The organism is Actinopolymorpha sp. B11F2, from assembly GCF_040195635.1.
Taxonomy (GTDB): domain Bacteria; phylum Actinomycetota; class Actinomycetes; order Propionibacteriales; family Actinopolymorphaceae; genus Thermasporomyces.
On sequence record NZ_JBEFTX010000022.1, the window covers coordinates 69,236 to 90,944 of the forward strand.

Annotated in this window: 23 protein-coding genes; 9 read left to right on the top strand and 14 right to left on the bottom strand. The window is 66.6% G+C overall.

What is annotated here, in order from left to right; all coding sequences use genetic code 11:
- Positions 1 to 75: 75 nt before the first annotated feature.
- From ABN034_RS29830 to ABN034_RS29855, 6 genes are all read right to left on the bottom strand, one after another.
- Positions 76 to 567 carry an SRPBCC domain-containing protein gene (locus tag ABN034_RS29830; protein ID WP_349694316.1) on the bottom strand — a complete coding sequence of 164 codons (492 nt, stop codon included), beginning with the start codon at positions 565 to 567 and terminating at the stop codon, positions 76 to 78.
- Position 568: 1 nt separating this feature from the next.
- On the bottom strand, positions 569 to 928 hold the full coding sequence (locus ABN034_RS29835; RefSeq protein ID WP_349694317.1) for an ArsR/SmtB family transcription factor: 360 nt from the start codon (positions 926 to 928) through the stop codon (positions 569 to 571).
- Positions 929 to 1,174: 246 nt separating this feature from the next.
- Positions 1,175 to 2,023, bottom strand: a complete 849-nt coding sequence (locus tag ABN034_RS29840; RefSeq protein WP_349694318.1) for an alpha/beta fold hydrolase — start codon at positions 2,021 to 2,023, stop codon at positions 1,175 to 1,177.
- Between the two features lie 446 nt (positions 2,024 to 2,469).
- Positions 2,470 to 3,105: a DUF2461 family protein gene (locus tag ABN034_RS29845; protein ID WP_349694319.1), complete on the bottom strand. Its 636-nt coding sequence runs from the start codon at positions 3,103 to 3,105 to the stop codon at positions 2,470 to 2,472.
- A gap of 220 nt (positions 3,106 to 3,325) precedes the next feature.
- Positions 3,326 to 3,946, bottom strand: coding sequence for a DinB family protein (locus tag ABN034_RS29850; protein WP_349694320.1), 621 nt, complete (start codon positions 3,944 to 3,946; stop codon positions 3,326 to 3,328).
- A gap of 441 nt (positions 3,947 to 4,387) precedes the next feature.
- Entirely contained in the window at positions 4,388 to 5,308 is a 921-nt protein-coding gene (locus tag ABN034_RS29855; RefSeq protein ID WP_349694321.1) for an SDR family oxidoreductase, read from the bottom strand.
- Between the two features lie 169 nt (positions 5,309 to 5,477).
- Between ABN034_RS29855 and ABN034_RS29860 the strand changes: the two genes are divergently transcribed.
- Positions 5,478 to 5,954, top strand: coding sequence for an NUDIX domain-containing protein (locus tag ABN034_RS29860; RefSeq protein ID WP_349694322.1), 477 nt, complete (start codon positions 5,478 to 5,480; stop codon positions 5,952 to 5,954).
- Between the two features lie 198 nt (positions 5,955 to 6,152).
- Here the strand turns inward: ABN034_RS29860 and ABN034_RS34675 are convergent, their stop codons facing one another.
- The 6 genes from ABN034_RS34675 to ABN034_RS29885 form a co-directional block, all read right to left on the bottom strand.
- On the bottom strand, positions 6,153 to 6,566 hold the full coding sequence (locus ABN034_RS34675; protein ID WP_502879118.1) for a DUF402 domain-containing protein: 414 nt from the start codon (positions 6,564 to 6,566) through the stop codon (positions 6,153 to 6,155).
- Positions 6,567 to 6,651: 85 nt separating this feature from the next.
- The gene (locus ABN034_RS29865) at positions 6,652 to 7,089 is read right to left on the bottom strand and encodes an OsmC family peroxiredoxin (RefSeq protein ID WP_349694323.1); all 438 of its coding nucleotides are present in this window, start codon (positions 7,087 to 7,089) and stop codon (positions 6,652 to 6,654) included.
- A 343-nt stretch (positions 7,090 to 7,432) separates the two neighbouring features.
- Positions 7,433 to 7,813: a VOC family protein gene (locus tag ABN034_RS29870; protein ID WP_349694324.1), complete on the bottom strand. Its 381-nt coding sequence runs from the start codon at positions 7,811 to 7,813 to the stop codon at positions 7,433 to 7,435.
- 77 nt (positions 7,814 to 7,890) lie between these two features.
- The gene (locus tag ABN034_RS29875; protein WP_349694325.1) at positions 7,891 to 8,505 is read right to left on the bottom strand and encodes a hypothetical protein; all 615 of its coding nucleotides are present in this window, start codon (positions 8,503 to 8,505) and stop codon (positions 7,891 to 7,893) included.
- 94 nt (positions 8,506 to 8,599) lie between these two features.
- Positions 8,600 to 8,839: a hypothetical protein gene (locus tag ABN034_RS29880; RefSeq protein WP_349694326.1), complete on the bottom strand. Its 240-nt coding sequence runs from the start codon at positions 8,837 to 8,839 to the stop codon at positions 8,600 to 8,602.
- Positions 8,840 to 9,142 (bottom strand): hypothetical protein, encoded by a 303-nt coding sequence (locus tag ABN034_RS29885; protein WP_349694327.1) that lies wholly within the window; start codon positions 9,140 to 9,142, stop codon positions 8,840 to 8,842.
- A gap of 391 nt (positions 9,143 to 9,533) precedes the next feature.
- Here ABN034_RS29885 and ABN034_RS29890 point away from each other — a divergent pair, with 391 nt between their 5' ends.
- The 3 genes from ABN034_RS29890 (at position 9,534) to ABN034_RS29900 (ending at position 11,565) form a co-directional block, all read left to right on the top strand.
- On the top strand, positions 9,534 to 9,953 hold the full coding sequence (locus tag ABN034_RS29890; protein ID WP_349694328.1) for a hypothetical protein: 420 nt from the start codon (positions 9,534 to 9,536) through the stop codon (positions 9,951 to 9,953).
- Between the two features lie 254 nt (positions 9,954 to 10,207).
- A complete protein-coding gene (locus ABN034_RS29895; protein ID WP_349694329.1) occupies positions 10,208 to 10,633 on the top strand; it encodes a VOC family protein in 426 nt (141 codons plus the stop codon).
- Positions 10,634 to 10,938: 305 nt separating this feature from the next.
- Positions 10,939 to 11,565: a maleylpyruvate isomerase family mycothiol-dependent enzyme gene (locus tag ABN034_RS29900; RefSeq protein WP_349694330.1), complete on the top strand. Its 627-nt coding sequence runs from the start codon at positions 10,939 to 10,941 to the stop codon at positions 11,563 to 11,565.
- A gap of 333 nt (positions 11,566 to 11,898) precedes the next feature.
- Here ABN034_RS29900 and ABN034_RS29905 read toward each other — a convergent pair whose 3' ends face one another.
- The gene (locus ABN034_RS29905) at positions 11,899 to 12,249 is read right to left on the bottom strand and encodes an ArsC/Spx/MgsR family protein (RefSeq protein ID WP_349694331.1); all 351 of its coding nucleotides are present in this window, start codon (positions 12,247 to 12,249) and stop codon (positions 11,899 to 11,901) included.
- 944 nt (positions 12,250 to 13,193) lie between these two features.
- Here ABN034_RS29905 and ABN034_RS29910 point away from each other — a divergent pair.
- The 3 genes from ABN034_RS29910 to ABN034_RS29920 all read left to right on the top strand — a co-directional run bounded on the left by ABN034_RS29910 (position 13,194) and on the right by ABN034_RS29920 (position 18,221).
- The gene (locus tag ABN034_RS29910) at positions 13,194 to 15,194 is read left to right on the top strand and encodes an ABC transporter ATP-binding protein (protein ID WP_349694371.1); all 2,001 of its coding nucleotides are present in this window, start codon (positions 13,194 to 13,196) and stop codon (positions 15,192 to 15,194) included.
- Positions 15,191 to 16,981, top strand: a complete 1,791-nt coding sequence (locus ABN034_RS29915) for an ABC transporter ATP-binding protein (RefSeq protein ID WP_349694332.1) — start codon at positions 15,191 to 15,193, stop codon at positions 16,979 to 16,981. Before ABN034_RS29910 ends, ABN034_RS29915 begins: the two co-directional genes overlap by 4 nt.
- 334 nt (positions 16,982 to 17,315) lie before the next feature.
- Positions 17,316 to 18,221 (top strand): aminoglycoside phosphotransferase family protein, encoded by a 906-nt coding sequence (locus ABN034_RS29920; RefSeq protein ID WP_349694333.1) that lies wholly within the window; start codon positions 17,316 to 17,318, stop codon positions 18,219 to 18,221.
- Between the two features lie 136 nt (positions 18,222 to 18,357).
- On the opposite strand, the gene ABN034_RS29925 is transcribed toward ABN034_RS29920, so the two are convergent.
- Positions 18,358 to 19,491 (bottom strand): VOC family protein, encoded by a 1,134-nt coding sequence (locus tag ABN034_RS29925; RefSeq protein ID WP_349694334.1) that lies wholly within the window; start codon positions 19,489 to 19,491, stop codon positions 18,358 to 18,360.
- A 426-nt stretch (positions 19,492 to 19,917) separates the two neighbouring features.
- Here ABN034_RS29925 and ABN034_RS29930 point away from each other — a divergent pair, with 426 nt between their 5' ends.
- Together ABN034_RS29930 and ABN034_RS29935 are read left to right on the top strand one after the other, a co-directional pair.
- The gene (locus tag ABN034_RS29930) at positions 19,918 to 20,583 is read left to right on the top strand and encodes a DinB family protein (protein WP_349694335.1); all 666 of its coding nucleotides are present in this window, start codon (positions 19,918 to 19,920) and stop codon (positions 20,581 to 20,583) included.
- 79 nt (positions 20,584 to 20,662) lie between these two features.
- On the top strand, positions 20,663 to 21,562 hold the full coding sequence (locus ABN034_RS29935; protein WP_349694336.1) for an aminoglycoside phosphotransferase family protein: 900 nt from the start codon (positions 20,663 to 20,665) through the stop codon (positions 21,560 to 21,562).
- The last annotated feature ends 147 nt before the right edge of the window (positions 21,563 to 21,709 follow it).

Below are 21,709 nucleotides of genomic sequence, written 5' to 3' on the forward strand. Positions count from 1 at the left end.
CAACGGGATGCCCGACTGGGCCGACCTCACGTCGCTCACCGACCGGTGGTCGTGAACCCGGCTCCGTGGACGGGTTCAGCCGTCGGCGGCGAGCAGCTTCCCGATCGCGTCGAGCAGACCGGCGGTGCCGGTCTCGCGACCGGCCGCGGCATCCGGCCCGGGACCGTGCACACCGTCGAGGTGGACGCCCTGCTCGGTGAACGTGAGCCGGGTCCGCGGGCCGGCGCCGTCGTCGTTGGGCTCGAACACGATCGTGCTGATCGACGTCGAGGCGTGCACCCCGTCGAGCCACATGTCGTACGTGTAGACGATCCGCTCGTTGGGCGCGATGTCGGTGTACGTGGCGCGGAACTGGGACAGCGGGCCGCCCTCGCCGCGACGCCCGTCGTCGATCGCCACGCCACCGACCCGGAAGTCGTCGGTGCGCTCGACATAGACGAACTCGTCGCTGCCGAACCACTTGCGCTTGATCTCGAAGTCGGCGAAGGCGGCCCACACGCGGTCGACCGGAACCGGGTACTCGCGCTCGAGCACGAACGTGGCGTGGGTCTGTGTGCGGTCGGTCATGTCAGTCCTCCTGTGTCGGTTGATGGTTGGTGAGGTAGTCGCCCAGGCGGTCGAGCTGGCGTTCCTGCGGGCGGCGGTGGGCAACGATCCACGCGTTGGCCGGGACCAGCGCGTCGGGCACGAGTTGGTACGTGCGCACTCGGCCGACCTTCTCCGACGACACGATCTGCGCCTCCTCGAGCACGCGGAGGTGCTGGACGACAGTGGGCAGCGCCATGCCGAACGGTTCGGCGAGCTGGCTCACCGAGGCCGGCCCGTGGACCAGCCGGGCGACCATCGCCCGGCGGGTGCCGTCCGCCAGTGCGCGGAACATCCGGTCGAGTTCGGCGTCGCCGTCGGTCCCGCCCGAATACTTAGGCACACAGCTAAGTATTCGTCTCCGGGTGAGGATGTCAAGGGTGCACTTTGTCCTTCCTCGCGCGCCCCGCGAGCTGGCGACGATCCATCGCCTGGGGATCTCGGCTCTGATCCGGGCACGGCAGGACTTCTACGTCTCGGCCGGTCCGACGGTTGAGGTGCATCGCTCGCCGCCGAAACCGCCCGTCGCCGACGTCAGGGTCATCGAGTCGTACTGCGACGACCGCCGAAGGGCGGTCCGGCGGAGGAATCAGAGGGCGAGCATCGCGCCGGCCACCTTGTCGGCCGCGGCGTCCCGCAGGGCGGTGCCCATGTCGTCGAGAACGAGCAGCCGCGCGGCGGGGATCGTGGCGGCGAGGGCCTCGCCGTTGCCGACCGGGAAGAACGGATCCGCGCGGCCGTGCACGACGAGTGTCGGCAGGGCTAGCTCGCCGAGGCGCTCACGCCACCGCGGCGTGCAGTCGAGCCGGGCGAACACCATTCCGAGCTGATTCGCCTGCTGCACAGCGGATTCGCTCGACGGCGTGCGGACCCAGATCCGTGCCGCGGTCGCGCGGGCCTGCTCCGGGTCATTGCCAAGCAGCTCGGCGCCGTCGGCGGCGAACGCGGCGACAGCGGTTCGGTCGGTCCAGTCGGGCATCGGGCGCGAGAACACCACGTCCATGGTCGCCGCGTCATGGTCCGGCAGATCGTCGTCGACCGGGCCCGGCGCGACTGGTCGGGTGCTCACCAGCGTCAGGGCCGAAAACGCCTTCGGATGGTCGAGCGCGGCTACCTGAGCGACCATCCCGCCGACCCCGACGCCGCCGAGGTGAGCCGTCGCGGCACCGAGGGTGTCGACAAGCGCCGCCGCATCGGCGGCGAGATCGCGCAGACGGTACGCCGGTGCCTCCGGGTCGAGGGTCGTCGACGCTCCGCAGTCGCGCAGGTCATAGCGAACCACCCACCGGCCACCCGCCGCGAGCCGCTCACACAACGAGTCAGGCCACGACAGCATCGTGGTCCCTCCAGCCAGCAGCACGAGCGGATCAGCATCGCGGCCAAAGATCTCGACGCCGAGTTCGACGCCGTTCGTCCGCACGGAGGTCACCGTGCTCATTGTTGTTCCTTCCCATCGGCTCGGATCCACTACTGCGTCTGACCCGAGATCCACCCGAAACTCATCGGCATCGTCTGCGAGCCGCGTACGCATGCGGATCCCTTGTGGGACCGGATGACCTTGAGCCATAGGCGTACGGCCGGTTCCGTTACGGCAGCGGCATCAATGTCGGCAAGGCTCCAGACGCGCAGCTTGGTCGACACCCTCGCCCAGATGGGCGGTTTGCCGGTCAATGTCCGGTGAGCTCCGAGCTAGTGATCACCGACCACGGCCATCGGTGCGCTCCAAGTCTGGGCTTGACGTGCTCGACAAAAGCCACCACAGCATCGGCGTGGATCTCCTGGTATGTCGGCGGGTTGGCCGAGTGAGAGCAGCTGGAAGCATGACACCGGGCTTCGGACAAGGGCACCGTCAGGTGGTGTCTGGACGCTCGCGGGCGGGCAGACTCACCGGCTGCCGGCGACATGGTTCGCGAACCAGGAGGTCAACGGGCGTAGCTCGGCAAAGGCTGCGAGCACCCGGTCGACCGCGTCTGGTGTGTGCAGCCAGTCTTCGCCTCCGAGCGGTCGTTTGGCGATCAGCGACCGGTGGCGCAGCAGGTCCGCCCGCGGATGGCCGACCGCGTATCCGCGGGGTATCCGCTTCATGACGCGACCCGCGACCGCGAAACCCTTCTCCCGCAGGGATCGCAGGAGGTCCGCGAGCTCGGCTCCGCTCGCCTCGGCCGCAACCGCAGTCCGATAGCGCGCCATCTGGGCAGCAGGAGACAATCGTCCACCGCCGTGGACCCCCAGACCGTCGAGATCGAAGGCCAGGCCGAGATCGACGAAGGGGGCAATCCGTACGGTTGCGTACTGGTGCTGCCAGCGTCCGTACGCCGGCGAGTAATAGCCGGCGACGGAGAAGTCGTCGTACGCCGGATCAGTGTCCGCGACATCGTGCAGCAAGGCGATCATCGGTTGCCGCACCAGCTGCTCACGGTCCTTGCGGCATCGTTCGCGTACGTCCACCGGCGGGTCCCCGTCGAGCTCGAGTAAGACGTCGTACGCCTCCTTCGGCCATCCGGTGAAACGTCCGCTCATGGCGAGCATTGTGCTCGGTGCGATAGGACGTCGGCAACGATGGCCGCGCTGGGCGTGCCAGCCCGGTGAGCCAGCGCCCGTCGCGGGACCGCGTCCATCGTCGTTCGAGGCCGACACTGCGGGCGAGCCGATGGCCCAGGGGAACAGGACGCCCGTCGAGGGTGAGGTTGCCGTATACGTCGCCCGGCAGTCACCGGGACGGCGTGTCGACCGGATTCGATCATCTTGCGCTCGTCGACGACTGCGATCCGGTCGGCGCGCTGTCGGGTCCTGGCGGGCGGAAGCGATCAGCTACCTGTTGAACTCTGCTTCTCCAGTCGTGCCAGAACGTCGATCCTGCAGTGACGGGTGGGTCAGCGTCGACCCGCCCGTCGATCAGTTCGCGAACGATGTCGGCGTGCCCGGCGTGCTGCGCGGTCTCGCCGACCATCCCGACCACGAGCACTCCGAGCGTTGTCTCCTGGCGACCCTCGGCCCAATGTGCCACGTGACCTTGGCTGTCCAGTTCGAGGTCGGCAATCGTGGCGTCGGCATGAGCACAGGCCTGGCGGTAGACGCCGGTGATGTAGTCGCTTGGCTCATCAAGTGTCGCCCACATGCCGATCTCGGTGTAAGGGTCATCTCGGAACCAAGACGGCCGCTCGAGCGGTGGACGGCCGAACGACTCCCCGAAATAGCCGTACTCCACGCCAGCCAGATGCTTGACCAAACCGAGCAGGTTCGTCCCCGTCGGAGTCAACGGGCGCCGCCGGTCGTACTCCGACAACCCGTCCAGCTTGCCGAGCATCACTGCGCGATGGCCACGCAGATTCGCCAGCAGCTCCGCTTTGAGATCGGTCATCACCGTTCACCTTCCGCTGGCGTGCCGACCCATGCACACGATCTTGCTCCTGCACGGCGCCATGTCTTCCCGGATTGACTTTCGGCCTAACCAGCGGGATCTCGAGGACCTCGGGTGCCACGTTGTTGCCATGGATCTCCCAGGGCATGGTGGCCGGCTCGTAGTGGCCGGTTCGGCGGACTCGCTTGACTGTATGGCTCTCGATGTCGCAGTTCGGCTTGACGACAGGATCGCTCACCTTGTCGTGGGCTGATCACTCCCGGCCGTGTTCGCATCGTCGACAGCGGACCCAGCGTCCACCGCGACCCGTCAGGTCTCTGGTTGATCCGCGTGCTGAGCTTCGGACATTCACTCGGCCAAGGCAAGGCACAATGAAATGGGCCGATCAGACAGAGCTGCGGGCTGCGAGACGCATGGTCACCTGGCCCGAACAAGCTCGCCTCAGCTGTAGTCCTCCTGTCGCGGCAGTTGGTCGTTGAGGACGTCGCCGCCGTAGATCCCGTGTCCTGGCATGGTCCCGTTGACGTCAGTGAACCCGTAGACGGGTGCGAGGTCCCTGGTGTAGACGGTTCTCCCGTTCCATCGGGACACGTCGGGGTCGGTGGCGAGCGCGAGGACCGCGCGGCCGGTGTAGCGGGGAGATTCGGAGCCCAGCCAGTCCGGCGGTCGATGTTCGGGCTCCCGCCAGTACCAGTCCTGCCAGTTCTCCTCGGTGACGCCCATTCCCTCGAGCATCGCCTCCGAGCGCAGCCAGCCCGGCGAGACCGCGACCCCGGTGATCCCATGAGGTCCAAGCTCTTCTGCGTAGGCGACCGCCAGCCGCATCACCGACTTCTTCGGCAAGTCGTAGAACAGGTGGTCGTGAAACTCGTCCGGCCGCCCATCGGTGATCTCGACCACTAGACCGCGCCGGCGTTTGACCATCAACGGCGCAACATGCCAGCTGGTGATGATGTGCGTGTCGACCGCGTTGTGGAGAACCTGAAGGCCGCGAGGCAGATCGTGCTCCCAGAACGGAAGGCGAAAGTCCCCGAGGTAGGGATCGCCGCCCCAGATGTCGTTGACGAGCACGTCCAAGCGGCCGTCCTGGTCTGTGTCGATGCGGTGCACCAAGTCGCGGACCTGCTCGACGTCGAGATGATCGACCTGGACTGCGATCCCCGTCCCACCGGCCGCCGTCACCAGTTCGGCCGTCTCTTCGATCGTCTCCGGCCGGCCGAACGGGGAACGCTGCCGGCTCGTCGTACGCCCGGTGCAGTACACCGTCGCCCCGGCCGCCCCGAGCTCCACGGCGATACCTCGACCAGCGCCACGCGTCGCACCAATCACGAGCGCGACCTGTCCTTCGAGTCGTTTCGGCATAGCCGCGGACGGTATCAACGGCCACCGACCATCCCTACGAAATTCCAGCCCGGGCTCCGCACCGGCGACTCCCCGGTCGCCTCCAAGCTGACGGCATACTGCTGGGCGCCATCAAGCGCAGGCCTGTGCGCAGGCGATGATTCCTGCCTTCCAAGGCTATTGTCCTCGCATGGGTGCGGAGTCGCGGTGGGAAGTGATTGCGCGGAAGCGGGAGGCAGCTGACGCTCTCCTGCTCGACGAGGCCGGTCGTCCGCTGATCGTGCAAAACTCGTGGGACGACGCGTGGAACATCCCCGGAGGCTGTCTCAACCCTGGCGAGCCTCCCCGGCTGGGTGCAGAGCGAGAGGTCAAGGAGGAGCTTGGTCTGCGGATTACGGTGGGCCAGCTGCTGGTAGCCGACTGGGAGCCTCCCTCTGAGACGCTGCCTATCGATGGGCTGATGACCATGTTCGATGGCGGCGTCCTGACGGCCGAACAAGTCGCGGCGATTCGCCTGCAGGAGTCGGAGATCCAGGCCTATCGCTTCGCGACGCCCGATGAGTTCCCGGCCACACTGCCTGACAATCTCGCCAGGAGGCTGCGAGCAGCGTTGAGCGCTCGAGAGTCTGGGATTCCCGTTTATCTGGAGGACGGTTACCCAGTCTGACGACGGGAGTGTAGGCGTTGCCGTCGGCGCGGGCTTGTCACGAGCAGACACGTGGCACGGCGTCCCCTCCGCCGAGACCGGGCCCCGAAGGGATGCCCGTGCGGGTGCCCGGGATGCAGCTGGCCCGTCTGGCCGACGTAGATGGTCTCTGTGGGAGGCTCCGAGCGACTTGAGACCTCAGCCACGATGTCAGCAAACTCATCGACTGTCGGAAGATGACCGGTCTCGCGACGACGCGTTTCGAGGAGGCCAGGTCGTGCCCGATCGAGCAGGGTCGGATCTGATGGCTGCTCCGCTGAGACCTCGCAACCTCGCTGTCCGTAGAGGCAGGCAGCTCGATTGCGACCTGCGCGGTAGCGCTGACCTTCGTTGCCCTGGTGCTCGTTGCAGTGCCATGGCTCGCGCTGCGTCGATCCGCTGAAATCCGGTGACCCCGAACGGCTCAACTCGTTCAGTCAGCCACTGTTCGATCTGGGCCGCGGCTGATCGGGCTGCGTCCTCCTCGTGTCGTGGCATCAGGCCGGACGCGCAGGCCTCGAGGAACTCGTCCCAGTCGTCGGTTCCGACCAGTCCATCTCTGGTCAGGTACGGATCCAACTCGGGTGCCCGCATCAGTGTTGCTGGATGCAACGGAGGCAGTGAGCTCGAGTCTGCTGCCTGCGACCCTCGCCGGCAGGCCGCAGGCTCCTCAGGTGGTTCAGCCGTTCAGTAGCGTGGTGGAGGTCAGGCTGATCGTCTCGACGCCCTGTAGTGCCCGGGAGACGGCGCAGGCTTCCTTCGCGGTCTCCGCGAGCTCGCGGAAGCGGGTTTTGTCGATCCCTGGTGCGTCGGCCTCGGTGTCGAGGTCGATCTGGTTGATCGTCGGGGCGCCATCGACCATACGCAAGTAGGAGCGCGCCGTCGTCCTGATCAAGCGCGGCGTGTGTCCTGCCTCGGTGAGGATGTGACAGAGCGCCATTGAGTAGCAGCCGGCGTGCGCGGCCGCTATCAGCTCCTCGGGATTTGTGCCGGCGCCGTCTTCGAAGCGTGAAGCGAACGAATAGGCGCCCGTCCAGACGCCTTCGCCGACCGTCACCTCCCCGGAGCCGCTGCTCAGGTCACCGTTCCATCGTGCACTGCCGTTGCGTGGTGCCATCGTGGGTCTCCTTCTGGTTTGTTGTCGTTACTTGGCTGGTGGTCTCGTGCCCGCGAGTCGGCGATCACGACCTTGCCGAAAGGGCGGGCGGACTCGTAGTAGTGGTAGGCGTTGACCGGCTCGTCGAGTCCCCTCCCACATGCCCTCGGTGAGCATGCCGGTGTACATGGTTCTGCTGGCTGGGATGGAGCCTGCCCACCAGCAGCACTACCCGCGGCTTTACAGCACGAGTGGCCCCGGTCGTCGTATTCCGGGTCATCCAACGCTATTCGCTGCACTATCACGGGAGGCTGGTGGAGACGAGTCGAAGGCCGGACGACATGGCGACTTGATTCCCGGGCGATCAGAGTTGTTGGGTGAGATTGACCGGGTTGCCGTCCGGGTCAGTGATGTGCGCGACCCGATGTCCCCATGGCATGTTCTTGGCCGGGCCGAGCACCGTCCCGCCGGCCGGCTCGACCCGTGGCAGGAGGTCGTCGACGGACTCGACGAATACGGCCAGGATGACCCGGCCAGGAGCGGCGTCGGCTCCCGACTTTGCCTTGACGATGCCGAGGTCGGCTGCGCCGAATCTGACACAGACGTAGAACGGTTCGCCGCGGCCGCCGGGAACACGCATGTACTCCTCGGCCCCGAACAGTTCGCCGTAGAACGACTTCAATCGATCGATGTTGTTTGTGGACAAGTTGGACTGGATCGCGGTAACGATGGGCTTGTTGGTCATGCCTAATAGACACAAGACAGGTCGGAAACTCATCGCTCCCGACGGAGATACCCTGGTAGGCACGCCAAACGCAACCCCTACTTGCTGGTGACTGCTCCGGCGTAGGCGACTTCGGCGTAGTCAGGGCCGGCGGAGGCTTCGATGGTGATCTGGTCCGCAGCCTCGCGCGGTACCCACCACATCCAGTCGGCGGTCAGGGTGTTGCCGGGCCACATCCCGCCGAGGAAGATGCCGCACTCGGCGTCCACGCAGGTCGGGCGGATCTCGTCGCCATCGACGATCAGGTCCAGGCTCGCAGTCGGGTCGATGATCTTGTCTGAGTTGTTGGTCAGGGTGATCGCGGCCTTCACCGGCATCACGGCGTCGAAGTCGGTGCTCGGGTCGAGCGCGAGGTAGTCCGCCCACGGCGTGCCCTTACCCGCGTCCGGCATCACCTCCGGAGCGCTCACGACGATGGAGACCCCATCGCCGTAGCTGTGCACCGCACCCCACGCCAACGTGTGTGCGGGTGTAGCCGTCGGCGTGACATCGACGGCCGGCTCGACCGGGTGGACCTCGGGTCGAGCGGCTGACCCCGGCGTCGTGGTGATGATCGGCAGCACGGTCACCACCAGGGCCGCGATGCCTCCAATGGCAGCTAGGACCACCACGCAGGCGATCGCGAACGCGCCCATCTTGTCGGTAAAGGACATGACCTACCACCCCCGTGTTGTGGAGCGATGCCGCTCCGCCCGACCCGCCACGCCCGCTCGTGGTGGACCGAACGCAACCTCAACGCTTGCAGTCCTACTTGGAGACGATCTCGAACTCACCTCCGACCACCTGCACGGTGATCGACGTGGTGCTCTTCGGGAAGCGGGAGCCCGCCAACCAGCGGCTCAGCGCGGCTTCCTCGGTCTGCCGGCGAAGCCACTCGGTGGTGCCGATCCGTACCAGCACCAGCGCCGCAATACCGGCGACGACTGCGACCGTGGCGGCTACCAGCCAGCCCACCGCCCCGGTGACCAGACCCACCACGATCAGCACCTAGCCGTACTGGAACGGCGCTAGCCGCGCGGACGTCCGACCCTTCCGACCGGGCTCGGTCATCAGTGCCACAGTCGCCCAGTCGTAGACCAGCTTTACCCACATGTTCCGCCGATCGGCGGTGGGCACAACTACGCTGCGGGTCCTCCAGTCGACCACCACCTGGTCAGCAATCTGCTCGACCACCTGGCGCCGATCGGTCAGGCCACCCCACGGGCCGCTGCCCCGGGCAGCCATCGCGGCCAGGTGATCCTGCGGACGCTCACACATCTGCGTGGCGAACTCCGGGCCCAGGTCACTCATGCCGCCAACGCTATGGCTTCGCAGACGGCTTGGCAGACGGATTCGTAGCACTGTGACATGCGGCGTAGATCGACCGCGGACCCGAAGCCGCTGTACGTGTTGCGGGCGCGGCGGTCCGCGAGCTGCACGAATCTCTCCCTGTCGCGAACGTCAGTCGGCCAGTGCCCAGATGGTGGCCACTCTGCTGCCGTGGTATCTCTGCTCTGGTTCGGATTTCGGTCGGATCGGCGTGCGGGACAGGACGCAGCCATGGCCGGGCACCCGCCAGAGGTCCAGGCTGCCCGGTCATCGATCGTCTTCCGGACATTCCCCACCATGGTCGGTCAAAGACCAGCCCGTTCGTCGGCTGAGCAGCGGTGACTTGTCCATGGTCGGGCGTAGCATCGCCTGCATGATTCGTGGACGCATCATCGCCGAGAGCCTCAAGACCGGCGCGGACATCCAGATGAAGGAGCTCAGGCTTGTCCGCCTCGGCCGCCACGACGTCTCCACATCGACCCTGCCGGCAGACGAACGCTCCGACCGCGCCGACCAACTCGGCGTGGTCGCCGACCAACCCACCAACTGGACGTTCGTCGACCTCGAAGGCCCGAACTCCCTCGCCGACGATCTTGCTCAGTCCCTCGCCGATGCCCTCCAACCAGCCCTTGGGTGGTGGGCAGACTTCACCATCGATGACACCGAGCACGTGGTCGTCTTCTCCGGACGGTCCTTTCGCTATTCCATCGGAGACGAAGCAAGCCGGGCAGAAGCAGTCGCCTGGGGCCGCTCCACCGGAACACCCGAACATCAACTCGACTGGGGCCCATAACAACCCGCCACAACCCGGTGCAGCGGCGTCACGCCATGGTCGACCGCGACGTCGACCACCAGGGTGGCGGACCGACTCTGATCTTGTCCGGTGAGGGATATCCGCTTCCGTACGCCCGGCAAGGGTTCCTGGCGGACACACGGCGTCATGTACCAGGGTGCCAACGTTCCGCCTGCCGGTCGACGGCGAGGGACACGCGAACGTCCTGGGCGTCTCGAGCCTGCACCCGTGGTCGAGTGCCCTACGGTGATGCCATGGGACTGCGCATCGGTGCCTTGGTCGTCGACTCACAAGATCCCGGGCCACTGGCCAGGTTCTGGGCAGAGGCACTGGGTTGGGTGATCAGCCAAGCCGAAGATCCTGAGTGGGTCGTCGAGCCACCCGAAGGTAGTCGCGAAGACTGCGTGGTGGCCGACCTCTTGTTCATCAAGGTGCCTGAGCCCAAGACGGGAAAAAATCGCCTGCATCTCGACCTGCGACCGGAGGATCAGTCCGCAGAAGTTGCCCGCCTGGAAGGGCTGGGAGCTACCTGCGTCGATGTTGGCCAAGGCAACAACCAGACCTGGGTCGTGATGGCCGATCCGGAAGGCAACGAGTTCTGCGTACAACCCGCTCATCCGCCGCAGCTCCGAACACAGTGGCTACAGCGGTACGAGGCCTACCAGCCGGTTCACACCTGAACGTGATGGCCCAGATGGCCGGCGACAAGCGGCGTCGCTACGCGGCGCTGTCGGCGTGCGATGTGCGGCAACTGGCGAGCACCGGCATCAGGCATCCGAACGCGAGAGGTTCGCCAAACGAGCAGCGTCCTGCAATGCCTGATCGCGGGTGTCGTAGCCCGCTGTCATGATGCTGCCATGCGCAGGACCAACAACGAGAAGATCCTGATCACGTCGCCGGACCCCAAGGCCGCCGCGGGGACGGCACCACCGACTGGCAAGGCGTCGGTTGCGGGGCTGCAAGCTGGTCCAGGGTGTGTGACATCGTGGTAGACCTCAGCGAACTGGCGACGGAGGAGCGGCGCGACCTAGCCGACTTCCTTGACACCCTCACGGAGGAAGAGTGGGAGCAGCCGTCGCTGTGCCCAGGGTGGTCCGTGCGCGACGTGGTGGGCCACATTCCGAGCTACGACGCGCTCGGTTGGCCCGCGGTGCTGGCCCTGTTCGCCCGCTCGGGGTTCTCGCTGGGCCGCTGCAACCAAGTCGGCGTCAACGAGAGCCGCCGGCTCCGCACGGAGGAACTGGTGGCCAGGCTGCGTGCGCATGCCGTCCCTCGGGGCATCACTGCGATGTTTGGCTGCGCCATCGCCCTTACCGACGGGGTGATCCATCACCAGGACATCCGCCGAGCACTCGGCCATCCACGGACGGTGCCCCAAGAGCGACTGGTCGCCGCTTTGGAGTTCGCACCCCGCGCGCGTGCGCTGCCGGCACCTGCGAACGTCCGCGGGCTCCGGGTGGTCGCGACTGACGTCAACTGGACTCACGGGACCGGCCCCGAGGTGCGCGGCCCGGGTGAGGCCCTGCTCGTCGCCCTCGCGGGTCGGCCGCAAGCCCTGGCGGACCTCGAAGGCCCCGGTCTCGACGCCCTGGCAGCAAGGCTGCGCCGGTGACCCGCAGGTGTCAGGTCTCTGCCACCTCGAACGAGTGGACGAGGCTGCGTCGCGGCGGCTCTGCGGAGTGGTCCTCCGATGGGCGATCCCTTTCCGTACGCCCGGCCAGCGTTCCCCCTACCTGACAGTGCCGGGCGGAAAACGGAGAAGACGCCGGAACCGCGCGGTGGATGGAGCGTTGAACGGTGATCAACCGCATTCGCCATCACCTTCGGTGACCGCTGGCCGGTGACCGAGACCTACTAACACCAACCGCCGGAAATACCGTTCGTGTTAGGGACCGCGACGCGTTCCTCCAAGCAGCGTTGGACAAGCTTTAACGCGGGCAGCTGGTCAGGGGAGGAACTTGGAGAGGGTTTCGGGGTCTCGGGCGACGGCGGTAGTGGAGTCGTCTGCGGTGATGATGGGGCGTTGGATGAGGATAGGGTGGGCGACCATCGCTTCGATCCAGGTCTCGCGGTGTGCGGTGTCGCGGGGGACGTCACGGAGAGGTTTGGCGTCGGGTTCGTTGTGGCGGACGAGGTCCCATGGCTCGAGGTTCAGGCGGGACAGGACATCGGTCAGCTCGGCCGCGGTGGGCGGGTCGTCGAGGTAGCGTCGGACTTTGTAGGCGACCCCGGCCTCGTCGAGGGCCTTGGTGGCGGTGCGGCACTTGGAACAGGCCGGGTTGATCCAGATCTCCACAGGTGAGTTCCTCCAGGTCAGCAGTGGTCTCGGTCGGCTGTTAGAGCATCAGTAGCAGCAACACCACGTGAACCGCCAGCGCGGCGCCGTACGACCACGTGCAGCAGACCAGTCAATGATCCGGATGACGTGACCGCCACCGATCAGCTCTGCGCACGGCGGTAGTACGGCTGTTCGACCTCGGTGGGCCGACGACCCTCGTCAAACAGAAGGTCACTGAGTCACCGCGGGTGAAGCACTTAGCTACGAGGTCGTCACGGAGGAGGCCCGCGGCGGTCCCGCGGCGGAACGCCAGCCGCCCGGCGGACGAGACCTGGGCGGCTGCCAGAAAACTTCGTCGCGTATTTGCCGCAGACAGCCGCTGAGAGGCGTTGACGGCCAGACGTGGCCGGACAAGACCAACATCCGTCGCGGCCGCGGCGACCACGTTCGGGTTCGCACCCCGCACCGATGTGCGCCGTGACGCGGCACGACCCTAAGTCGCCAATGTCCGGGCTCGTCAACGATCTATGTTCGCGGCACTACCGACCTACGCATTACGAGTCCGTTCTCGCACGCCGAGCGACGGGCTTCCCAGCCGCGTCTGAGCGCGGGTTGTGCGTGGCAATCGTTGGCTAGTAAGGGCCTCTTAGTGGATGTTCGGAGGCACCACGGGGGCACGCCAGGGCGTTCACCCTGTCGCAAGCCTGAAATGCGTGGGTCAGTCAGATCGCGGCTTGACACACTGCCTACTAGTCCCAGGCTGGCGCCAACCCTCCTGGCGCGGCTAGGCCAGTCCCGACCACTACTCGGACGATCCTGACCAACGACCTCGACCCCGCCCGCGCCCAGGAAAGCTCCTTGTGGCCACGCTCATATCTACGTATGTTGCCTTTCGGTCTTCTGGGCACGGCCGGCCGGACAACTGAGCAATGGCCCGGGAGATGGAGAGAGGTGCCGTGCTGATGTGGACCGCGCTGTCCAAGACGACCGGGCGGTATCTCCTGCATGCGCGGTTGCTCTGGCGCTCCGCGCCCGGACTCTCGATGCTGTGTCTGCTCGTCACCACCGCGTCGGCAGTTGCGGGCACCGCGGCACTGGTGACGACGGGACAGCTGATCGGATCGCTGCCTGCTCTGGTCCGCGACGGCGCGGGATCGGCAGCCGTCGACCGGACGTGGTTCTGGTTGGCCGCGACCACGGTGGCCTTCTCGGCAGGGCCGCTGCTGTCGGCGGTTGCTGCCGCGCTCACCCCTGCGGTGTCGGCCCGCTACCTGGCCACGACGTACGACATGCTGCTCGAGGTCGGCACCCATCCGTACGGCATCGAAGGTTTCGACGATCGGAAACTGACCGGGCGGTTGGACGGGCTGCGGCAGACGATGCAGGAGTGGACGTTCGTCTCCGGCGTCGACAGCACCTGGATCGTTGTCGGACACCGCCTGGGTGGAGTCGGCGCACTGGTAGTGGTGTGCACCTGGACGTGGTGGGTCGGCGTCATCCTCATGCTCGGCATGCTCGTGCTGTCGAAGGTCTTCACCACCTGGATCGACACCCTGTTCGACGAGCTTCTCGAGGTGACGGGCAACGCTCGCCGGGAGGCAACCTACGTTCGGCGGCTACTGACGAGCAGTGAGACCGGCAAGGAGGTCCGACTGTTCGGCCTTGGCGGCTGGCTGATCGACCGGTTCCGTACCACCTGGTTTGCCGCGATGACGCTGGTCTGGCGCCATCGCGGCCAGACGCTGCGGCCGATCATGGCGGTGCTGGCGCTGTCGTTCGTCCTCAACATCGGCGCGTTCGCGCTGCTGGCCCGGGATGCGCTCACCGGTGCCGTCTCGCTCGGGGTGCTGGCGACGTTGGTGCAGGCGCTGTTCGGGCTGGAGGCGTTCGGGCCGATGGGTGACCCACAGTCCGAACTCGCTCGGAACACCTCCGCGTCGGCGGAGCTGGTCGCAATGCGCCGCACCGTCGGACTTCCTGCCCTGCCCGGTCGTCGTCAGGTGCCCACCGTCGACGTGCCGGCCACCGACGTACAGGCCACCGACGTATCGGCCGTCGTGGAGGCGGCGGCTGGCGCGCGGAGACCCGCCGCGGAGCTGGCCGCCGTCACCGCGCCCGCGTCGGCGGCGGTCGTCCGGGACCGCGCCAAGCCCGCGGCGGCCACGGTCGAGCTGGTGGACGTGACCTTCACGTACCCGACCCGAGACGCGCCGGCCTTCCGCGATCTGACACTACGGATCCCCGCTGGGCAGTCGGTCGGAATCGTCGGCGTGAACGGCGCCGGCAAGTCCACCCTCATCAAGCTGCTGTGCGGGCTCTACCCGCCAGACCACGGAAGCGTACGCATCGACAGCAGCGACCCGGCGGTCGAACCCCTCGCCCGGCGTCGCGTCGCGGTCATCTTCCAGGACTTCGTTCGCTACCACCTGCCGCTGCGGGACAACGTCGGTTTCGGGGCCCGAGCGCTGCTGCATGACGAGGTTGCCCTGAAGCAGGCGCTCGCCGATGCCGGAGCCGTCGGTCTCCTCGACTCCCTGGAGCATGGCTGGGAGACCGTGCTGTCTCCGGAGTACGCCGACGGGACGGACCTGTCCGGCGGGCAGTGGCAGCGGGTGGCACTCGCCCGGGCGTTCGCGTCACTCGCGGCAGGTGCCGGTGTGCTGGTGCTCGACGAGCCGACCGCGTCGCTGGACGTCAGGGCGGAGGCCGCGCTGTTCGACCGGTTCCTGGAGGTGACGCGCGGCATGACGACGTTACTGGTGAGCCACCGGCTTTCGTCCGTACGCCATGCGGAGCGGATCGTCGTCATCGGCGCGGCCGACGGTGACCGCGGAGCGATCGTGGAGGACGGTTCCCATGAGGAGTTGATGGCCACCGGTGGTGCGTACGCCCAGATGTTCACCTTGCAGGCCAGCCGGTTCGCCGCGGCGGGTAGCGATGCTGTGCCGGGGGCCGCCGGATGAGCGCGCTGCGAAAGACCCTCACGTCGATGTGGCTGGTGCTGTCGATGGCCGTACGCGTCAGTCCGCGGGAGACGGCCGTGGCATTCCTGGAGACGCTGAGCAACGGGTTGCAGGCGTTGCACCCGCTGTTTCTGACCTGGTTCGTCGTCGGCGCCGCTACCCAGGACGTCGGCCGGATGATCGCCGCGACGGCTGCGTTCGGCGGTGTCACGAGCATCACGGTCATGCTGATGCTCGCGGGCAACACCGCGCGGATCAACCAGCGGGAACGCGTCGGTTTCGCGTTCGACTGTGAGATCGCGCGGATGACGGCGGCCATCCCGACTCTGGACCACCTGGAGTCGCCACGTTACCTCGACGAGCTCCGGGCGCTTCGTGATCAGCAGGGAGCCCTGGGCAACGCCCTGAACAGCGTGCTCAACACCCTGCGGAGTCTGGTGTTCATCGGCGGCACCATCGTCCTCGCGTCGACCGCGGACTGGCGGCTGCTCCTCCTCGCCGTCGCCGGACTCCCCAACCTGCTCACCACCACGTGGTCGGTCCGTTGGCAGGCTAGCGCCGAGAAGCAGTCCGCCGAGCCAAGCCGACTCACCACCCACCTGGTCGATCTCGGCACCACGTCGGCCGGCGCGGCCGAGATCCGGGTCTTCGATCTACGCGAGCCGATCCACCAGCGACTGCGCGCGGCAGTCGGTGCCTGGCGAGCGCCGATGACCAACCTTGGCCAGAAGAACGCCGCCGCCCAGGCGGTCAACACCGTCATCTTCTACGCAGCGGTAGCCGCCGTGCTCGGGTGGATGCTGCGCGACCTGGGGACTGGCCAGCTCAGCGTCGACGCCATGATCCTCGCGGTCATGCTCGTCGGACGGTTGCAGAACGTCGGCGACCAGCTGCAATGGTCGGTCAGGATGATCAGCCATACGGTGCGTACCACCAACCGCTTCGTCTGGCTTCGGGACTACTACAACCGCGTGGCCGCCGAGCACCACGGGACCAAGCCACCGCCCGCGCGGCTGGTCTCCGGGATCCGGACGGAGAACCTGGCCTACCACTACCCCGAGTCCGAGGCCACCGCCCTCGACGGTGTCTCACTCGACCTCCCCGCCGGCGCGGTCGTCGCCCTGGTCGGTGAGAACGGCGCCGGCAAGTCCACGCTCGTCAAACTGCTGACTGGGATGTACCGGCCCACCGCCGGCCGCATCCTCATCGACGGGACCGACCTCAACACGATTGATTTCGCCGCGTGGCGTGAGCGTGCCTCGGGAGCGTTCCAGGACTACGCGAGGTTCGAGTTCCCTGCCCTCGAGACCGTCGGCGTGGGGGACTTGTCCTACGTACGCGACCACGATCGAGTGCACACCGCCTTGCGGGCCAGCGCCAGCGAGGATCTCCTGGCCGCGTTGCCCGACGGCCTCGCCACTCGGTTGGGAACCACCTGGCCGGACGGGGTGGACCTGTCGGGCGGACAATGGCAGCGGCTGGCTATCGCTCGAGGCATGATGCGCCAGCATCCGCTGCTCCTGGTCCTGGACGAGCCCACCGCCGCCCTCGATCCGGCGACCGAGCACGCGTTGTTCGAACGTTACGCCGCAGCCGCACGGCAGGCAGGCGGCCGCGGAGCGGTCACTCTCCTTGTCACGCACCGGTTCTCCACCGTCGCGGCCGCCGACCTGGTCGTCGTACTCCGGCACGGACGGGTGTCGGAGATGGGCACCCACGCCGAGCTGATGTCGGCCGACGGGCACTATGCCGAGCTCTACCGTCTCCAAGCACGCGGCTATCAGTGACGCCGAGAGCACATCGACGCTGGGCGCATGCGTACCTCCGGTGCCGACTTCGTAGCCTGGTGCCCATGATGAAGCTGCCGCCTACGCCCACACGACCCTCTGCGACGCGTGCCCATGCGTCACGGATGCGTCACGTAACTCGCGATTTCGCGCGTTCACGAGCGCACGAGCCTTGCAGGACAACGACTTTTAGGGCTGAGGCGACCGGCCGAGCGAAACGCGGCGTGACGCCCATCATGTCGCCCGGACGGTGGTAGAGACTCCTTCCCCCAAGATCGCCTACGGGGAAGTCCGTCTGTTCACGTACGAGTGAGGCAGGCCAAGGGGCTGAAGCATGACGACTGCGCTTCGAATTCCGGATCGGTTGGCGCACATCGTCGTCTCGGCGTTCGGCGATGTCGGACGCAACTGGCTGGCGCGACTACCGAGTCTGGTCACTGACGCGGCGAGTGCCTGGCAGCTGCAGGTGGGCGCCCCGTTCGAGCCGGGCGGCAACGTCGGGTGGGTTGCTCCCGTACGTCGAGCGGACGGCAGCGACGCGGTGTTGAAGGTGGAGTGTCCGGGTCACCGCAACCCCTGGGCGGCAAAGGGCCTGCAACACTGGGCTGGTCGCGGAGCGGCGCGACTTTTCGACTCCGACGAGGCGAGCCAGGTCTTGCTGCTCGAGCGGTGCGTGCCCGGCACGAACGGTGATGACCTCGACGTCGCGACCGGGAACGTGGCCGTTGCGTCGGTACTCGCCGAGCTCCACGCAGTCGAGCCTCCTGCAGACGACGAGTTCGAGCCACTCGCGATGTTGGTGGAGCGCTCCCGCGAGACGATGTGGCACTGGTTCGATCGGTTTGAGCGGCCCGTGGATCGAGGCGTCGTCGCGCAGGCGGACGAGCTGTTCACGTCCCTGACCTCATCTTCTACGGACACGGTGCTGCTCCACGGCGATCTCGGGCCGAGCAACGTGGTGCTCTCGGAGCGTGGATGGTTGGCGATCGATCCGTATCCGGTGCTGGGTGATCGCGCGTTTGACGTGGGGCACTCTCTGTCGCGGTGTGACCTGCGGGACGCGCGGGAGCAGGTCGTCTTCTTTGCCGATCGTCTGGATCTTGATGCGCGACGCATCGCGGGCTGGACGTTCGCGTGCTGTGTGGAGCTCGCGCTGGAGTGCAGGTCGGTCGGAGACGCGAGGGGATTCCGCGAATCACTCGACCGTGCGGAACAGCTCTCATCGCAGCGCCTGGTGTAGCAAGGCTCAGGGATCTAGAAAGGGTGGCGTCTCGCTCGGGCAGATGGCGACCCGCCTAGCACGTTGGCGGGCAGCATCATCGTGACCATGCCGCATTCACTTGCGTCTTGGACGCGACTCGAGGAGCTACAGCCCTTCATTCGTTGGCTTGCCGCGCCGCCAAGCGACCCAGAAGGCGGTCAGCGTTAGACGAGCCGCTCGAGTGACGCGACGATCTGGTCCGTCGTTCTGGTCCAGACAAAGGGCTCCGAGTCGTTGGTCCACGCCTGGGCGTGAGAAATGCCTGGAAACGGGTGACGCGGCGCTGCGCATCGGTCAGGCCGTGGTCGACGTCGATCGCGCCGAGCACGCCAATCAGGTCGCGCCGCTGGTCGTCGACAGAGTGCTCATCCGGTACGCCGGGTGGCCGCGGCAACTGGCCATCGTCCCCCCGGCTCTGGACCGTCTCGTCCACGCAGTACGCCACCACGCACTCAGGTGGGTTCAGATAGAACCCGGAGACCTCGAAGGCCCAGGGGATGTCGTTCTGAATGCAGAAGGGGTGGCTGGCGGGGTCGGCGTAGACCCCCGATCCGGCCGCCTGAGGCAGCCGGATCGCACCCAACCGCTGGGCACGCTGGAGAGCACGTCTCGCGGTGAGGTGGTCGTGCCAGCGGTAGTCGACGTGCACCTGCGACGGATAGGCGGGATCGGGCCAGCGTGCCGCCCGGAACTGTGCGTGCTGGAATGCGAGGTCCGGCAGGTCGTCGTCCAGGGCGACCACGACTCGTTCCGGCGCGTCTTCCACCCGCCCACGGGCCTGGAGAAAGCCTTCGTAGAAGCTGGCCAGATGGCGCGGGCTGAAGCAGTCGAACACCAGCCGACGCACCACCGGACGGTCCGTGGACCCGTCGGGGTACAGGCAGAACGGGTGGCCGACGGGATCGGCGTAGACCCGGAAGCTGCCGCTGTCCGCCAGCAGGGTCGCGCCCAGACCCGTGGCGAGCTCGGCGGCGGTGTCGACGTCCGGGACGCCGAGGTCGAGGTGCATCTGCTGCGGGAACTCCGGATCGGGCCACCGTGGAGGCCGTCGGTCATTCCAACCGTCGCCGTCGAATGCGAGGAAGAACGCGCTGCCAGCACCATCCGCGATCAGCAACCACGGCTCGTAGACGACCTTCATACCCAGTAGCTCGCAATAGAAGGCCGCCAGCTCCCACCGGCCCTCCTTCCCGTTCAACGTCTGCGGCGACCCGATCGTGGGAATCAAGCACTTCAGAACATGCGCCATCGATCCGCTCCTTACGACCGGGGCGACAATGGGTCGACACTTGCAGAGGGGGTCGACAATTGCACTCGTACAGGTCACCTTGTGTCCCGTACGGTGTGATGGAACTCTGCGGCGCGGAGTACTCCCGGGCGATTCCCGATGCCGACTTCTGACGGACGTACGAACTGGCGGACGGGCCGGACTACGGTCGCGCACATCCAAGTCGGCGGAGCACTGCTCACCGACAGGTCGACCAAGGAGTCAGGTCTCGCTCTGGATCACGTTAGCCCAGCAGTCGATCAACGTCGACAAAGGAAACCACGATGTTGCAGGTCGTTGGGGTCAGACAGGGGTCAAGTCCTCCCGGAAACAGGACACCACGCTGTCCATGTCTGTCTGTATGGTGACGCGCGACTTCCTGCTACCCACGGCGGACGGAGATCGAGGATGACTGGTTCCGGTCCGATGGACGAGAAGGAGTATCTGCACCGTTGGTTGCGCATGGTGCGCGACGTGATGTTGTGGAAGCTCGAAGGACTCAGTGACGCTGACATTCGTCGCCCGATGACCCGCTCGGGCACGAACCTGCTGGGTCTGGTCAAGCACCTCACGGGTGGCGAGATCGTCTACCTGGGGGAGACCTTCGGCAGGCCAGCCACGGACGTGCGGCTGCCGTGGTGGGAACCTGAGAACGTCCAGAAGACCATGGAGACAGGTGGTGACATGTACGCCGCTCCCGACGAGTCCACCGAGTACCTCGTCGACCTCTACCGTCGCGCCTGCGCCCACGCCGACAAAACCATCGCCGATCTGGACCTGGACGACATCGGAACGGTTCCTCATGCCGGGGACAACGACATTGGAGGCGCCCCTGACGCCCCCAACCCCAAGCAGCTCACTCTCCGACAAGCACTCGTGCACGAGATCCACGAGACGAGTCGTCACGCCGGGCACGCTGACATCGTGCGCGAGCTCATCGACGGGTCGATCGGCGGCGCGAGGGGTAACCCCTTCGTTCCTGATCCGGACCATGAGACCTGGTGGCAGGAGTATCTCGCACGCGTCAAAGCATCAGCGACTGCCGCTGAGCAGGCTTCGAACGAACGTCCATAACAACAACGACCGCGCAGCGACCCCTTGACCCCCCAGATTGCGGGGAGAGACGAAGACTCTGCTCAGGCGGGAGTGTTGAATGACCGACACCAAAGCAGCCCAGGCGCTACGTGCACTCGGGCACGACCCACGCCTGCCCACCACCCAACTGGCCGGTTCCATGTCCCAATCCGGCGTCTACCGCGTCCGCATCGACGGCCAAGACGCGGTCCTGAAGGTCACCGCCGCCGACGAGGAACAGAATCTGGCCCGCCGCGAACTCGCTTTCTATCGAACCCTCGCCGGCACGGTCCCCGTCCCGACCCCGACCCTTCTGGACAGCATCGATACCGATGAGCTCACAGCGCTACTACTGATCGCGCGTGGTACTCGCCGGCACGCGGCCAGGTGGCGAGATTCGGACTGGCTCCTTGCCGCCGCTCAACTGGCAGCGCTGCATTCGACCGTCGTTCCAGACCGTCCTCGCTGGCGAGCCGGCGACTCCTGGCTGCAGAGGCTCCTTGCCAAACCGCCGGCCCGTGCCGTGGTCGACTACTGGGACAGCACGCCCGCCTCAGCCGCAGCCCGCCGCGGTCTGGCCGACACTGAAGCTCTCGCGCGAGCCATCAAGGCCCTTCCGGAATGCCTCGTCCACGGCGACTGCCACGCCGACAACCTGTTACAAGACGACGGCGACATTATCTGGATCGACTGGCAGGGTGTCCACATCGGAAATCCGGCCGGGGATCTTTCTTTCCTCTGGAGTCGCGCCAATGCCGATGGTGCCACCTTGCCACGCGATGCGATGCTGGCCGAGTACCTGAGCCACCGACCCGTCGATGCGTTACTCATGCGCCGCAGTCTCATCGCCAACGAGCTCGCGTCATCGCTGTATGGCTGGCCCGAATACGGCCATCTCCATACCCCGGACGAACGCCAACAGATAACCCAACGAGTAATCGACCTCGAACACGCATGGCAGGAGAGCCCAGGCGAATAGGAGACTCATCCGCCGCATGACCGAAATGACAGAACCTGACCTCGTACAGCCTGCAACTTCCTCGGGGGACCGTTCGGTGTCCGGTCGAACCCGCGGATCCCCAAACGGACAACACGAGACGCCGTCCGGCCATGCTTCGTACGTCGT